The sequence below is a fragment of the Chryseobacterium scophthalmum genome, from assembly GCF_900143185.1.
Taxonomy (GTDB): domain Bacteria; phylum Bacteroidota; class Bacteroidia; order Flavobacteriales; family Weeksellaceae; genus Chryseobacterium; species Chryseobacterium scophthalmum.
Genome location: NZ_FSRQ01000001.1, coordinates 1,055,785 through 1,069,399, shown reverse-complemented (window position 1 = coordinate 1,069,399; position 13,615 = coordinate 1,055,785). Strand labels below are relative to the sequence as shown.

The 13,615-nt window shown below is 32.7% G+C and carries 12 protein-coding genes and 4 tRNA genes; 9 read left to right on the top strand and 7 right to left on the bottom strand.

All coding sequences use genetic code 11. The features are described from left to right. Positions 1–5: 5 nt before the first annotated feature. Positions 6–2,054 (top strand): YCF48-related protein, encoded by a 2,049-nt coding sequence (locus BUR17_RS04935; protein WP_074229229.1) that lies wholly within the window; start codon positions 6–8, stop codon positions 2,052–2,054. 73 nt (positions 2,055–2,127) lie between these two features. On the opposite strand, the gene BUR17_RS04930 is transcribed toward BUR17_RS04935, so the two are convergent. The 5 genes from BUR17_RS04930 to BUR17_RS04910 form a co-directional block, all read right to left on the bottom strand. Next, positions 2,128–2,577 (bottom strand): hypothetical protein, encoded by a 450-nt coding sequence (locus tag BUR17_RS04930; RefSeq protein WP_074229228.1) that lies wholly within the window; start codon positions 2,575–2,577, stop codon positions 2,128–2,130. A 278-nt stretch (positions 2,578–2,855) separates the two neighbouring features. Continuing rightward, on the bottom strand, positions 2,856–3,704 hold the full coding sequence (gene prmC / locus BUR17_RS04925; protein WP_074229227.1) for a peptide chain release factor N(5)-glutamine methyltransferase: 849 nt from the start codon (positions 3,702–3,704) through the stop codon (positions 2,856–2,858). Continuing rightward, on the bottom strand, positions 3,704–4,462 hold the full coding sequence (yaaA, locus tag BUR17_RS04920) for a peroxide stress protein YaaA (RefSeq protein WP_074229226.1): 759 nt from the start codon (positions 4,460–4,462) through the stop codon (positions 3,704–3,706). Before yaaA ends, prmC begins: the two co-directional genes overlap by 1 nt. After that, positions 4,459–5,166 (bottom strand): CPBP family intramembrane glutamic endopeptidase, encoded by a 708-nt coding sequence (locus BUR17_RS04915; protein WP_074229225.1) that lies wholly within the window; start codon positions 5,164–5,166, stop codon positions 4,459–4,461. Before BUR17_RS04915 ends, yaaA begins: the two co-directional genes overlap by 4 nt. A gap of 13 nt (positions 5,167–5,179) precedes the next feature. Then, the gene (locus BUR17_RS04910) at positions 5,180–5,791 is read right to left on the bottom strand and encodes an L-threonylcarbamoyladenylate synthase (protein WP_074229224.1); all 612 of its coding nucleotides are present in this window, start codon (positions 5,789–5,791) and stop codon (positions 5,180–5,182) included. A 100-nt stretch (positions 5,792–5,891) separates the two neighbouring features. Between BUR17_RS04910 and BUR17_RS04905 the strand changes: the two genes are divergently transcribed. The 4 genes from BUR17_RS04905 (at position 5,892) to BUR17_RS04890 (ending at position 6,304) form a co-directional block, all read left to right on the top strand. After that, positions 5,892–5,964, top strand: a tRNA-Met gene (locus BUR17_RS04905). A gap of 40 nt (positions 5,965–6,004) precedes the next feature. After that, positions 6,005–6,077, top strand: a tRNA-Met gene (locus tag BUR17_RS04900). A 39-nt stretch (positions 6,078–6,116) separates the two neighbouring features. Continuing rightward, positions 6,117–6,189, top strand: a tRNA-Met gene (locus BUR17_RS04895). Positions 6,190–6,228: 39 nt separating this feature from the next. Beyond that, positions 6,229–6,304: transfer RNA gene (locus tag BUR17_RS04890), tRNA-Met, on the top strand. A 108-nt stretch (positions 6,305–6,412) separates the two neighbouring features. Here the strand turns inward: BUR17_RS04890 and BUR17_RS04885 are convergent. Beyond that, positions 6,413–6,985, bottom strand: a complete 573-nt coding sequence (locus BUR17_RS04885; protein WP_074229223.1) for a hypothetical protein — start codon at positions 6,983–6,985, stop codon at positions 6,413–6,415. 329 nt (positions 6,986–7,314) lie between these two features. Here BUR17_RS04885 and BUR17_RS04880 point away from each other — a divergent pair, with 329 nt between their 5' ends. From BUR17_RS04880 to BUR17_RS04865, 4 genes are read left to right on the top strand one after another with little or no spacing between them, the layout of a single operon-like run. Next, entirely contained in the window at positions 7,315–7,680 is a 366-nt protein-coding gene (locus tag BUR17_RS04880) for a BlaI/MecI/CopY family transcriptional regulator (protein ID WP_066679295.1), read from the top strand. A 1-nt stretch (position 7,681) separates the two neighbouring features. Beyond that, positions 7,682–9,697: a M56 family metallopeptidase gene (locus tag BUR17_RS04875; protein WP_074229222.1), complete on the top strand. Its 2,016-nt coding sequence runs from the start codon at positions 7,682–7,684 to the stop codon at positions 9,695–9,697. A gap of 30 nt (positions 9,698–9,727) precedes the next feature. Then, positions 9,728–10,558 carry a GLPGLI family protein gene (locus BUR17_RS04870; protein WP_074229221.1) on the top strand — a complete coding sequence of 277 codons (831 nt, stop codon included), beginning with the start codon at positions 9,728–9,730 and terminating at the stop codon, positions 10,556–10,558. A gap of 1 nt (position 10,559) precedes the next feature. Then, the gene (locus BUR17_RS04865) at positions 10,560–11,456 is read left to right on the top strand and encodes a GLPGLI family protein (protein WP_074229220.1); all 897 of its coding nucleotides are present in this window, start codon (positions 10,560–10,562) and stop codon (positions 11,454–11,456) included. A 200-nt stretch (positions 11,457–11,656) separates the two neighbouring features. On the opposite strand, the gene BUR17_RS04860 is transcribed toward BUR17_RS04865, so the two are convergent. After that, positions 11,657–13,513: a M61 family metallopeptidase gene (locus tag BUR17_RS04860; RefSeq protein WP_074229219.1), complete on the bottom strand. Its 1,857-nt coding sequence runs from the start codon at positions 13,511–13,513 to the stop codon at positions 11,657–11,659. Positions 13,514–13,615: the final 102 nt, after the last annotated feature.

The window sequence follows — 13,615 nt, the reverse complement described above, 5'->3', positions numbered from 1 at the left end:
TACATATGAAACAAATTATTTTTCTCTTTTTGCTGATTTTTAGTCATTATTTTTCAGCTCAAAACAATTTTACTTTAGTTACTCCAAAACCTACGGATCAAAAAGCTGTTAAAATTGCTTTTTCTACTGATAATGTTGGATTTATCATTAACAATAATAAAGAATTGTTAACAACAAATGACCAAGGTCTGAATTGGAGTATTAAACAGATATTAAATTTTCTTCCGCGTGATATAAAATTCAGAAATAATATTGGATTTATTGTGGGTGAAAATACAATCCTTCGTACAGCAGATTATGGAGCGACTTGGAATTCAATACCTAATTATGGAACAAGTCTTAATTCCATCAATTTTATTAGTAATGATATTGTTTATATTTCCGGACAAACTCAAATTTTAAAATCTTCAGATAATGGAGTGACATTTCCTGAACAGAAAATAATGAACGGAATGTCGGTTTCTATGTCGGTTTTTACCGATGCAAATACAGCTGTTGTTACATGTTTTGACGGAAGAATTAGGAGGACGACCAATGGAGGAGATAGCTGGACGACGAATTATTCGGATAATAGTTCTGCAAACACCTTATATACATTAGTTTTCCCTTCTCAAAATATTGGATATGCTAATAAAGGATTCGGAGAAATGCTTAAAACAATAGACGGAGGACAAACATGGACAGCTTTTGGATATAGTACTTATTATAAGGAAACTTATGGAATGCAGTTTTTTGATGACAATAACGGAATTGTTGTAGGATATGGTGGTGCAGTTTATAAAACTACAAACGGAGGGACGTCTTGGCAATGGATGAGTCCAAACTCACCTTATTCCACCGATACTGATTATAATTTAAATTCACTTTATTTCTTTAATAATCAAACGGGTATTTGTGTTGGGAATAATGGCAGAATTATTAAAACCCAAAACGGAGGAACTAACTGGACTAACTATTCCCCGACTTACGATGTAATCAATGAGATTCACTTTATTGACCCGAATAAAGCCTATTTTAAAACTAATTTAGGAGAACTTTTTAAAACGCAGAATGCAGGTAATAATTGGCAGAAAGTACAATATCCTGCACACCAGTCTTATAGTAATGGATTTGTGTTTTTAAATGAAAATGTAGGCTATTCCTTTGGAGCTAATCAAGGTTTGGTATATAAAACAACAGATGGTGCAATAACATGGACTTCGAGTACTCTTATTCCTTATGAATCAATATATAGCTTCAGTTTTTTGAATGAAAATATAGGATTCGCAAGTGGCGGATATAGCAGTCAATATGCAGGATTTTATAAAACGACCAATGGCGCAAACTCTTGGCAGAAAATATCAGATGAAAAATTTTCATTTTTAAAATTTTTTAATAACAATGTTGGATATGCTGTAAAATCGGGTATTTTCTATAAGTTGTTTAAAACTACAGATGGAGGAATTACTTGGAATCAGTGCTTTGATACTGGATCTTCAGACATTCATTTTGACTTTTTAAATGAAAATCAAATATTTTTAAAAGGAAATAATGGAGATTTCTTTAAATCCAATGATGGTGGAACAACATGGATACAATCTACAGCGCCTTATTATTCTTTTGATAAAGTCAAATTTATTAATTCTACAACAGGTTTCATTGCTGATGACAGAATGGTTTACGGTACAATTGATGCGGGAGTAACCTGGACATTGCTTTTAGATAACAATTACAATTTTGATATCATGACACTTGAAGCTTCAGGTGATTATCTTTATATTTCTGGAAATGGAGGCAAAATTTTCAAATATTCTCTTGCTTATCTTGCTGCGAGTGAAGTTAAACCGGAAAAAAATTCTGTAAAAGTATATCCTAATCCGACGAGTGATTTTGTAAATATAAAATCTGATAAGAAAGTTTCGGAAATAAAATTAATTGATATCTCAGGTATGATCCTTAAAACAGTAAAAGCAGCCGCTCAAATCAATATTTCTGAATATCCGCACGGAATGTATTTCTTGGAAATTGTGTTTTCAGATAACACGAAACAGGTTTCAAAAATTATAAAGAAGTAATATTCTAGGAATCTAACTTAAAAAAGACTGTTTTCCATTAAAAACAGTCTTTTTTTTATTATGTTGAAAATTACTATTCAGCCCAGGCAATTGGGATATAAACATTCACATAACCGTCTTGTCCAACTGAAGATGGTGTCAAAGTTACTGTAGTAGAGCCGTAACCAACCCAACCTCCTTGACCTTGATAAGCCGAAATTTCATAAGTTCCTTCCGGAAGATCATTAAAATATCCTGGTAATTTTGCAAAACCACCAACATAAGTGATATATCCGTCATAAACATCACCTGTATTGACGTCGGTTGCATAAATTCCACCCATGTCATAAGTTCCGTTCATGTAGTTTACTCCGTTTTGAGTAGTCCCTACTTTTAGCTGATAAGTCTGTTGTTTCCTACTATTCTCACTTTTATTGGCAAGATTCATTTCAGAATCTGTCAGAGTTGTCGCATCAGTGCTGCAACTGAAAATCGTAAATAAAACTCCGCAAGCAAGCAGAGTGCTTTTCATTGAATTTTTCATAAAAATAATTTTTGTTTGGTGTGATAAAATTAAGAATATAAAAATAAAACGAAATTTGATTACAATTAACTTTATATGAATTATAAAAATTATTTTGTTGGAAAGCGCAAAGGCGCATTTTTTTTCTTTTTAAGGCGCAAAACACTTCGATTTCGCTCAGTGTGACTAAAAAACTTCATAAAGAATTTAGAAATAAAACAGTTGAAATTTTATCGTAGATAAAATTCTTGCGCCTTAAAACAGTTTATATTATAAATTGCGCCTTTGCGATTGCCAACTTATTTAATTCCAAAAATAAAACGGTCGTTTTCGCTCAGATCTTTTATCAGTTCAGCTTGCGCAAAATCTTTGTATAATTCTAGCGTTTCCGTTCCTAATTTCTGATTGATTTCTAAGAAAAGCAAACCATTTTTATTCAAATGTTTTTTAGAATCTTCAGCAATTTTTCGGTAAAAAATTAAAGCATCGGAAGTTGGAGAAAACAATGCCATTGTAGGCTCAAATCCCTTTACAGAATCTGCAATCTCGTTCTCTTCATTAATTCCAATGTAAGGCGGATTTGAAATGATAACATCGAAGTTCTGATTTAAATCTAAACTCAAATAATCAGCATGAATAAAATTGATATCAAGCTGGTGAAAATCTGCATTTTTTTTGGCAACTTCTAAAGCTTTTTCCGAAAAATCAATCGAACTAACTTCCGCTTCCGGGAAATGTTTTTTTAAAACCAGAGGAATAATTCCGCTTCCGGTTCCGATGTCTAAAACTTGGAGATTTGAGATTTGAGATTTGAGATTTGAGATTTTCTGAATCGTAATTTCAAGTAATTCCTCAGTTTCAGGGCGTGGAATAAGCACATTTTCATCCACAAAAATTTTCATCCCATAAAATTCGGTTTCGCCTAAAATCTGTAAATAAGGTTTTCCGGTTTTTAACTCTGAAATGATTTCCTGAAATCTGTTTGTATTTTCATCAGACAATTCTAAATCTGCAGATTGTCTTTGCTGAAAATTATTTAAGCCAAAAATATGTTCAGCAAAAATCTGAAATATAAAAACCGTTTCAGAATCTGTATAAACTTCCGAAAGTGAATCTGAAAAATGCTTTTTAAGTTGTGATAGCGTCATTATCTTGTGAAAACGAGTTTTGTATCGGTCGATTTTTCCTCATCAATTCTGTAGCCTTCATAGTTGAAAGCTTTCACATCGTTTAATGTTTTTGCATTATTTTCTGCGCAGAATCTTACGACTAAACCTCTTGCATGCTTCGTATAAACTACAATTGTTTTCAGTTTTCCGTCTTTTATTTCATAAAAATCAAAATCGATAACCTGATGATTGAGTTTTTTTCGGTCGACAACTTTTATATATTCGTTGCTCGCCAAATTCAGAAGAATTTCGTTTTTCTTCATCTCAGAATTAAGCTGTTCGGTTACTTTTTCTGTCCAAAATTGGTAGAGATTTTTATTGTTTTCAAATTCAAAATTTCTTCCCATTTCAAGTCGGTATAGCATTACTTTGTCTGAAGGTTTTAGCAAACCGTACAAACCGGAAAGCATTCTGTAGTTTTTCTGAAGATAATCAACTGCATTTTTGTCTAATGTTTTTGCATCCAACCCACGATAGACTTCACCCGTAAAAGCGAACATTGCAGGAGCAGATTCTTTTGCGGTGGGTTTAGATTTCCATTTTTGGTTTCTTTCCCAGTTTTCGTCTGCTAATTTTGCCGAAATTTCCATTAATTCGGAAAGATATTTTGGCGATTTATGTTTTAAATGAGATTGAATTAATTCTGCTTCTTCGATGAATCTTGGAGTAGAAGTTCTCAATAAATCTGTTGAGTTTTCTACGTTCATTAATTTTGCTGGAGAAGTTATGATTTTCATAAGTTAAGTAAAGATAAATGTTTAGAATCAATAAAATTCATGATCATCATCGAGATAAAGTCTATCAGGAAATGACAGATTATTAGAATTTTAATGTTTGAATATTTTTTATAAAATAAAGCAAATACGATCCCAATAAAGAAAGGGACAACAACCTGACCGATTGTTCCGTAAGTGCTGTGTAAAATGCCAAATAAAAGTGCTGAAACAACCACACCCAACATTGGACTGTTGTATATTTTTTCAATTCTTGGCTGAATATAAGCCCGCATCAGTAATTCTTCAATAATTCCTGCGGTAAGACAGGTGAAAATGATAAGGAAATAGTTGTTGTTAAATAAAATTTTAAACTCCAGAAGTCTTTTGCTAGCTTTTTCTTCGGTCAAGAAAATAATAATTGCATTCAGAAAAGCTCCGCCAAATACACAAATAAAGTATAAAGCGATTACAGCACCCAAATAAAATAAAGGGGAATACTTCTTTTCTTCCCAAACAAAAAATGATCTGTTTTCAATAAAAAAATTATAGACTAAAATCAAAATTAAAACCAACCACAGAGAAAGTCTGTCGTAAAAAAAGAGATCAGCCGTTAAGGTTTTATAATTCAAAAATGAATTAATTGTCGGGATTGAAAACAGCATTGAAGCGGCAAGTAATACGAAAGTAAGTATTATGCCTAAAGAATATCTTCCGCTAAGACTCATTTTATCAATCGTTCTAAATTTCTCCCTTTCCTTGTCTGATAATTTCCGGCTCGCCCGATGTAAGATCTACAATGGTTGAGGCAATATTGTCTCCATAACCAGAATCTATTACAATATCAACTAAATGATCGTATTTTTCAGCAATCAGTTCCGGATCTGTAGAATATTCAATAATTTCATCATCATCTCTAATGGAAGTTGATGCAATCGGATGTCCTAATTTTTCAACAATCAACTGCGGAATTGAATGATCGGGTACACGAATACCAATTGTTTTATGCCCCTTATATGCTAAAGGCAAACTTTTATTTGCTTCCAGAATAAATGTAAACGGACCAGGAAGATGACTTTTCAAAAACCTGAAAACAGAAGTATCGATAGGTCTTGTAAAGTCTGATAAATGGCTTAAATCATTACAGATAATCGAGAATTTTGACTTCTCAAGCTTCTGTTTTTTTATTTGTGCCAGTTTTTCCATGGCTTTGATATCAAAAATATTGCAGCCTAAAGCATAAATGGTATCAGACGGATAAATAATCAGTCCGCCATTGTTCAGGGTTTTAATCACCTCATTGATAAGGTTTTCCTGAGGATTATCGGGATAAATTTTCAAAATTTTTGCCATAAACAAATGTACGAATATTTAAATAAATTTTATAAAAATGCTTTATTTAAAAGGATTGCTTGCAGTTTTGAAATATATTCGTATATTTGCAATCCAATATCGCGGGATGGAGCAGTAGGTAGCTCGTCGGGCTCATAACCCGAAGGTCATCGGTTCGAGTCCGGTTCCCGCTACTAAGTATAACGTTTTCGGTAAACGTTTCAAAAAATATACCGCGGGGTAGAGCAGTAGGTAGCTCGTCGGGCTCATAACCCGGAGGTCGCACGTTCGAGTCGTGTCCCCGCTACTAAGAAAAGTGTTTTCGGTAAACACTATAAAGATATATCGCGGGATGGAGCAGTAGGTAGCTCGTCGGGCTCATAACCCGAAGGTCATCGGTTCGAGTCCGGTTCCCGCTACTAAGTATAACGTTTTCGGTAAACGTTTCAAAAATATACCGCGGGGTAGAGCAGTAGGTAGCTCGTCGGGCTCATAACCCGGAGGTCGCACGTTCGAGTCGTGTCCCCGCTACCAACAGGAGAATCAGAAATGGTTCTCCTTTTTTTTGTTATTTATGCTAAAGTTTAAAATAAAAAAGATCCCGCTTCATTGAAACGGGATCTTTTTTGTTTATGTAGTTCCTTATTTAACCAAAGTATCGAAAGGAGCCAATTTGAAATCTTCAGATTTTACCTGCTCAAAATAAGATGCTTTTGTCATACCTTTTAATTTACCTGCTGCTTTTGAAGCTGCTGTAAAGTCAGTATCGATTTTAGTAGCAATCTCTGTAGGTTTAAAATCTTTTTTCACAGAATCATCTTCTACTCCTAAATATCCGTTTTTCTTTGTGATGTAATTAATGAAGTTATCGTAATTACCTAATGTGTTTCTGAAATACAATGTGTGATAATTCATACATTTTGTTGCTTTTTTAGAAGATTTATTGACAATGCAGCTTGCCATATTTCCTCTGTAAAGATCAAACTCTAATGCAACAGCATCGTATTCTTTTTTAAGAGCAGTTTTTCCATTGGTAAGAATAGAGTTGTCATTCTGCGATTCGCTTATTTTTTTCAAATGTTCCAAAACTAAAGGAACGGTGTTTTCAATTTTTGTTTTTGCTTCAGTAACCGACCCGAAAACAGAAGATGTCTGCGCTGATGTTACATTAAATATCAACAACATTAAAACAGAAAGTAGAGTATATCTTTTCATTAGAAATTTTTAAAGCACTAAAATAAATATATTTTCTCATTCTGTGCACATTCATTTTAATTTTATTTAATAAAATTTAACAAGTTTTAAGAATTTACGCTCATATTTAGCTTTTCTCTGATGATTAATAATTGCATATTTTTTATTAATTAAAAATTTAACATATTTTAATATTTTTTATTCAATTGATTATCAATGATTTATTTGTTTTTAATTTTTATCACTAAAAAAATAGTTGTTCGAGTGAAAAATATTTCTACATTTGTATAACTAATTTATTAGTGATACGATTTTTTTAGTAATTTTATCACTTAATCTAAATTAAAATTATGATCATCCAAACTTTAACAAAAGCAGAAGAACAGGTAATGCAGTTTTTATGGAAACTCGAAAAAGGTTTTCTTAAAGATGTTTTGGATCTTTATCCGGAACCAAAACCTCATACCAATACAGTTTCTACGATTCTGAAAGTTTTAAAAGATAAAGAGTTTGTAGATTATAATGTGTACGGAAGACAGCACGAGTATTTTCCTTTGGTAACCAAAGAGCAATATTCTGGGAAAACGATGAAGAGTCTGGTGAAAAATTATTTTAAAGGTTCTTACAAAAGTGCCGTTTCTTTTTTGGTTGAAAAAAACGAAATGACCGTTGAAGATCTTGAAATGTTATTAAGCGAACTTAAAAACAAAGACTAATATGGAAGCTCTGATTTTTTACTTCGGAAAAGTAATCATCTGTTCGGGTGTAATGTTTTTGTATTATCAGTTGTCTTTAAAAGACAAGACCTTTCATCATTACAACAGATTTTATCTTTTGTCGGCAATGTTGATCTCGATTTTGCTGCCTTTGATTAAAGTGGAAGATTTCACCATTGAGGTTAATGAGAATCTGTTTGTGTTGATTAATAAGCTACAAAATTTAAATACAAATAAAACCATAAGCCATGACTACATTTATTTTAGAATTATTTTTTCAGCTTTGGGGCTGGTTTCTCTCTATTTTTTAGGGAAATTCATGTATGGGATTTTCAGAATCCAACAGCTCAAAAGTCAGTTTAAAAAAGAAAGTTTTGAAGGAGTAAATTTTTACCAGACCAATCTTTCTGAGGCTCCGTTTTCGTATTTCAAAAATCTTTTCTGGAAAAACTCTATTGTTATCAATTCAGAAGTTGGAAAGCAGATTTTAAAGCACGAAATGGTTCATATTGAACAAAAACACTCTATCGACAAGATATTTATAGAGATTCTTACTTCTGTTTTTTGGTTCAATCCGTTCTTTCATATCATCAAAAAAGAAATCAATTTAATACACGAATATCTGGCTGATAAAAAAGCCGTCAAACAATCGGACACAAAAGCATTTGCGCAGATGCTTTTAGCAAGCCACTTTTCCGGAAAACCGTTGCCTGCGACCAGTCCGTTTCTAAGTTCAAACCTTAAAAAACGACTCAAAATGTTACAAAAACCTCAAACAAAATTCGGGTATGCGCGCAGAATATTTGCCTTACCGGTTTTATTCACCGTTGCATTTGCATACATGGTTAATGCGAAAAACAAAGAAATAAAAGAAGTAAATAACGAAATTGAAAAAGCAGTTGCTGAAATTAAAAGAGACACTATATCTCCAAAAAATGAAGTTGATCAAATTGTGAAAATACAGCAAGAGAAAATTTCAAATGCAAATGAAAAACTGAAAATTCAGTCTGAAAAAATTAAAACTCTAAGTGAAAAATCAAAAGAAAAAGCTGCTGAACTTCAGAAAATAGCCAAAGAAAAAGGGGAGAAAAGCTACGAATTTGAATTGAAAGCAAAAGAGCTTAAACAACTTTCCAGTGAAATGGATAAGATTACCCGCGACAAACAGTTTTCTACGGATTTTGAAGATCTACTAAGTAGAAGAGACAAAATGCTGGCTGAGAAAGATGCTAAAGTTATCCTTAAGGACATGAGTTTTAAAAGAGTATTTCCTGATGGAGATAACTATAAAATAAGCGTTAATGGAGAAGAGCTTGATTTAGAAAAAATGTTTGATTCTAAAGAATTCAAAGAGAAAACAGGTTTAACTGATGAAAAGATCAAGTCTTTGAAAAGTACTTTTTTATCGCCGGAATTTAAAAAGAAATATGATAATATCAATAGGTTTTATATAAACGGAAAAGATGTATCTGCAATTAGCCCGGAAGATTCTAAAAAACTAGAAGTTTTTAAAGATTATGGTTACAGAATTTTAAATGATAATCTCGATCGTAGAATGGATCAAATAGCGAAAGGCAAAAATAATCTTTCTAAAAAAGACCAAAGAAAACTTGAAAGATTATCAAAAGAAAAAGCAGAACTTTCTAGAAAGCAAGCAGAACTCTCTAGAAAACAAGCAGAAATCATCAGAGAAAAAGCTCAAAACAATCCGTGGATTGTTTCAGTAAACGCTCATGCACCGAAAGTAAGTTACTCAGCAAGCTCTTCTTATACAGATTTTTCAAAGCCTTCTAATAGTAAATTTCTTTCTACAGGCGGAACTTTCCAAACAAATGTGAAAGATATGATTAAGACTAATTCTGTGGGAGATATAAAGTATTTTATTGATGGAAATGTAAGTTCGAATGAAGAAATGCAAAGTCTTGATCCAAAGAATATAGAATCTATTAATATCAACAAGACGAAAATTTCCGGTAAAGACGCGGGGGAAATTCATATCAAAACAAAACAAAAATAATTTTTAATTATTCACAAAATAAGTTTTAGAATGAAAAAACTAATAACCGTTTTCAGTGTATTGCTCATCGGGATCTTTGCCAATGCTCAAAACAAACGTTTCACTTACGAATATCGTTTTATACCAGATTCTACCAATGTAAGTGATGTAAAAACGGAGATGATGAATCTGGATATTGCAGATTCGGGATCTAAATTTTACAGCTACACTGCTTATCATTCAGATTCTATTATGAGAGTTGATTTGGAAAAACAATTGGCTTCAACCGGGATGATAAATGTTAAGACTGATGGACGAAAGGGCTCAATAAGATATTCATTTTCTAAAAAATATCCGAAATATGAAGTTTTCCTTCATAACAGAATTTTGAGAGATCAGTACAAAGTTTCTGATGACCGAAAAATAGACTGGAAAATAAGTTCCGAAAAGCAAAAAATCGGAGAATGGAATACCCAGAAAGCCGAAACTGAATTTGGAGGAAGAAAATGGGTGGCTTGGTTCACGTCAGATATTCCGATTCAGGATGGCCCGTACAAATTTCATGGTCTTCCCGGTTTAATTGTAAAGCTTGAAGATCTTAGTAAATCTCATGTTTTTAATCTGCAGGCTGTAAAAAATCTCACGGAAATTCCAAAAGATGTTTTTGGAGAAAAGGAAATTTTAGTCAATCAAAAGCAATATGATAAATTGGTTAAAGAATATGAAAATGATCCTACAAAAGGATTAAAACAAATGCAGATGGGCGGTGTTACGATGATTATGAAAGAAGGTACTGGTAATCAAATGAAAGATCAGGAAGAACGTCTGAAAGCAAGAATAAAAAAAGATAACAATAGAATAGAACTTAATAAAACAAAATAGAATGAAAAAAATATCTTTAGTACTTTTATTAATTATAGGATTCTCAAGTTTTGCTCAAAACCGTTTTTTCTACGATTACAAATTTATTCCGGATTCTACAGATAAAGCAAACGTTTTGAAAGAAATTATGCTTTTGGATATTGATAAAAGCGGATCAAAATATTACGGTCAGGAAAAGTTTATAGCAGATTCTACTTCACAAGCAGATTTAGAGAGACAATTAAAATTGAGTCCCAACAATATTAGTATCAGTAGAAACGATAAACCGGGAATGATTACTTACAAGGTTACCAAACAATATCCTGATTTTAAAACCCACCTTTTTACAAGGATTTCCAACGACAGTTATAAAATTGAAGAAGATAAAAAACCTGAATGGAAAATTCTTCCCGACAAGCAGAAAATTGGTGAATACAATGCTCAAAAAGCGACGACGAAATATGGCGGAAGAGAATGGACGGCTTGGTTTTCTACAGATCTGCCTTTTCAGGACGGACCTTATAAATTCTACGGACTTCCGGGTTTGATTGTGAAAATTGAAGATAAAACAGGTTCACATTCCCTGACTTTAGTTGGAAATAAAACGATTCAAACTACTACAGAAAAGGAGATGAATCTTCCGCAAGGAGTTCAGCTTTATGGAATGGGAGGTAAGGATATTGAGATTAATAAAGCTCAGTTTAAAAAAGCATGGAAAGCATATAAAAGTGATCCTACGAAAAATATGCGAGAAATGATGTCTAAAAGTTCTGATACCAATAAGGTTATTTTTAAAACGAAAACAGCCGATGGAAGAGAGATCTCAGATCCTAATCAGGTTTTCAGAGAAATGGAGAAAAAAGCAAAGGAAGGTTTTAAAAAGAATAATAATCCTATCGAGCCGGAATTGTATAATTAGTTATTAGTTGTTAGATTATTTGAATTTAAACTATTAAATATTTTCAGGAACTGTAAAATCTCATTCATAATAAAACAAGCGAGGAAATTTTTCCCCGCTTGTTTTTATTTTAAATTCTTTGAATAATATAATTTTTGATTTTTACATAGGATGTCAACCCATCAACTATCAACCAAAAACGATCAACAAAATAAATTAGCTTACTTTTTTCCAGTCAACCACTGATCCTGAAGTTTCTGTTCTGCAGGAGTAGGATTGGCTTTAAATGTAAGCGTTTCCAGCGTTATTTTATCTAAAACAGCTTTTCCTTTCAAATCAATTTTGTCCATTTTATCGCCGTTTTTACGAAGAACGGTTACGGTAACGTTTTGTCCGTCTTTGATCGATTGTGCATAGCCAATAAATTCCTGTGCATTTTGAATATTGATGGTTTTTCCGTCTAAAGCAAAAACTTGATCGGTAATTTTCATTCCGATGCTTTTTGAGAATGGTGACAATGCAGAATGATCATCAAAAGCAAAAGCATTGTTCTTCTCATCATATCCGGTTTGTGCAGGATCTTTGATAAACCAAAACATTGGCGGAGTTTCCTGTTTCGTGATTTCAACACCCACTTGAGCTAAATATTCTGCATAAGGAGTTGGCTGGCTTCCTGCAATATATTTATTGTAAAAATCTTTTACCTGCGGATATCCTGTAATGGTTACCAATTCGTCAATCAGTTTATCATCTTTAAAAGGTTTGTTTTCACCAAATCTCTGAGATAATTTTCTGATCATATCGCGATAACCCATTTCTCCGTTTGACAGTTTTCTCAACTCAATATCAAGACACATCGTCAAAAGTGTTCCTTTTTCGTAAACATTTCTGTACTGGTCTTTGTACTGATCCTGAAGAATATTTTTACTCATTACCGTAAAAGGCATGGTATCATCATAACTTTTAGAATTTTTGATCTTGTCGCCGATTCTTTGTAAAAACTGATCTTTGGTAATTAAACCTTCCTGAATCTGGAATAAATTGGCAAAATATTCGGTTCCGCCTTCATACATCCAAAGATGCTGAGACATTTTAGGATCTGCATAATCGAAATAATGAATTTCTTCAGAATGCGTTTTCAAAGGATTCACAGTGTGGAAAAACTCATGAGAAACTACATCAACAATAGATTCGTCAATCGCTTCTTTAGGCATCATCTCGTGAAGGACAACACTTGTAGATTCGTGATGTTCCAATGCTCCGAAACCTTTTATTTGCGGACCTTCAGTTCCTGCAAGATAAAGCATGATCGCATATTTCTTATTGGTATTCATATCGCCCAAAAATTTCTTTTGAGCAACGACCATTTTTTCTAAATTTTCTTTAAAATCTGCAGCTTTATATTTTCCTGTCGGAGAATAAACGCCTAAAACAAGATCCATTCCGCCTGCATTGAATGTAATGTAATCAGGTTTTGAATACATTAAAGGAGAATCGGTCAGTTTAGCGTAATTTGCTAATGTAAAAGTATCTGTTGCTTCAGATTTATCCTGATCTACCAAAGCGGTCGTTCCGTAAAAATCATTAGGTTTCTGAATTACCAATTGATACGGAACATCCTGCATATTGTCGATATAACCTACAAAACCGTGTGTATTAATCAAATAAACTTTTCCCTGCTCAATATCTGTTCCGGAAGGTGAAAATACAGCTTTATGTTTGTCTGTGTCGTTTTCCTCATCGAAACTGTCGTTTACTAAATACGTAATTTTACTTAAAGCTTTTGCGTTTTTTAGGGAGTAGGTATTGTCATTCACTTTGGTAAAAGCGATTTCTTTTCCTTTATTATCTAAAAATTTTATTCCTTCAATAAATCTTCCGTAATCATCCACAGAATAAGTTCCGGGAACCGTCTTTGGAAAGTGAAATTTTACGTCATTCGATTTCATTTTCGGAAATTCCATCGTAACGGCGATTTTATCGTCTTTTACGTTTACCAAATCAATATTGGTCTTGATCGACTGCGCTTGAACGAAAGCCACCGCAAGAATTCCTAAACTGAGTGCTATTTTTTTCATTAGGTTTATTTTATTGATAAGTAGTTGATTTTAAATTGAGATTGTTACAGAGAAATTTATAATTTTTTGCTAAACTTTAGTTAAAAAAAGCAAAACCATACT

Excerpts from the sequence above, each read along its gene's own strand:
- BUR17_RS04860 (WP_074229219.1), bottom strand. The coding sequence starts at position 13,513 with ATGAAAAAAATAGCACTCAGTTTAGGAATTCTTGCGGTGGCTTTCGTT.
- BUR17_RS04935 (WP_074229229.1), top strand. The coding sequence starts at position 6 with ATGAAACAAATTATTTTTCTCTTTTTGCTGATTTTTAGTCATTATTTT.
- BUR17_RS04910 (WP_074229224.1), bottom strand. The coding sequence starts at position 5,791 with ATGGCAAAAATTTTGAAAATTTATCCCGATAATCCTCAGGAAAACCTT.
- yaaA (WP_074229226.1), bottom strand. The coding sequence starts at position 4,462 with ATGAAAATCATAACTTCTCCAGCAAAATTAATGAACGTAGAAAACTCA.
- BUR17_RS04865 (WP_074229220.1), top strand. The coding sequence starts at position 10,560 with ATGAAAAAAATATCTTTAGTACTTTTATTAATTATAGGATTCTCAAGT.
- prmC (WP_074229227.1), bottom strand. The coding sequence starts at position 3,704 with ATGACGCTATCACAACTTAAAAAGCATTTTTCAGATTCACTTTCGGAA.
- BUR17_RS04885 (WP_074229223.1), bottom strand. The coding sequence starts at position 6,985 with ATGAAAAGATATACTCTACTTTCTGTTTTAATGTTGTTGATATTTAAT.
- BUR17_RS04930 (WP_074229228.1), bottom strand. The coding sequence starts at position 2,577 with ATGAAAAATTCAATGAAAAGCACTCTGCTTGCTTGCGGAGTTTTATTT.
- BUR17_RS04880 (WP_066679295.1), top strand. The coding sequence starts at position 7,315 with ATGATCATCCAAACTTTAACAAAAGCAGAAGAACAGGTAATGCAGTTT.
- BUR17_RS04915 (WP_074229225.1), bottom strand. The coding sequence starts at position 5,166 with ATGAGTCTTAGCGGAAGATATTCTTTAGGCATAATACTTACTTTCGTA.
- BUR17_RS04875 (WP_074229222.1), top strand. The coding sequence starts at position 7,682 with ATGGAAGCTCTGATTTTTTACTTCGGAAAAGTAATCATCTGTTCGGGT.
- BUR17_RS04870 (WP_074229221.1), top strand. The coding sequence starts at position 9,728 with ATGAAAAAACTAATAACCGTTTTCAGTGTATTGCTCATCGGGATCTTT.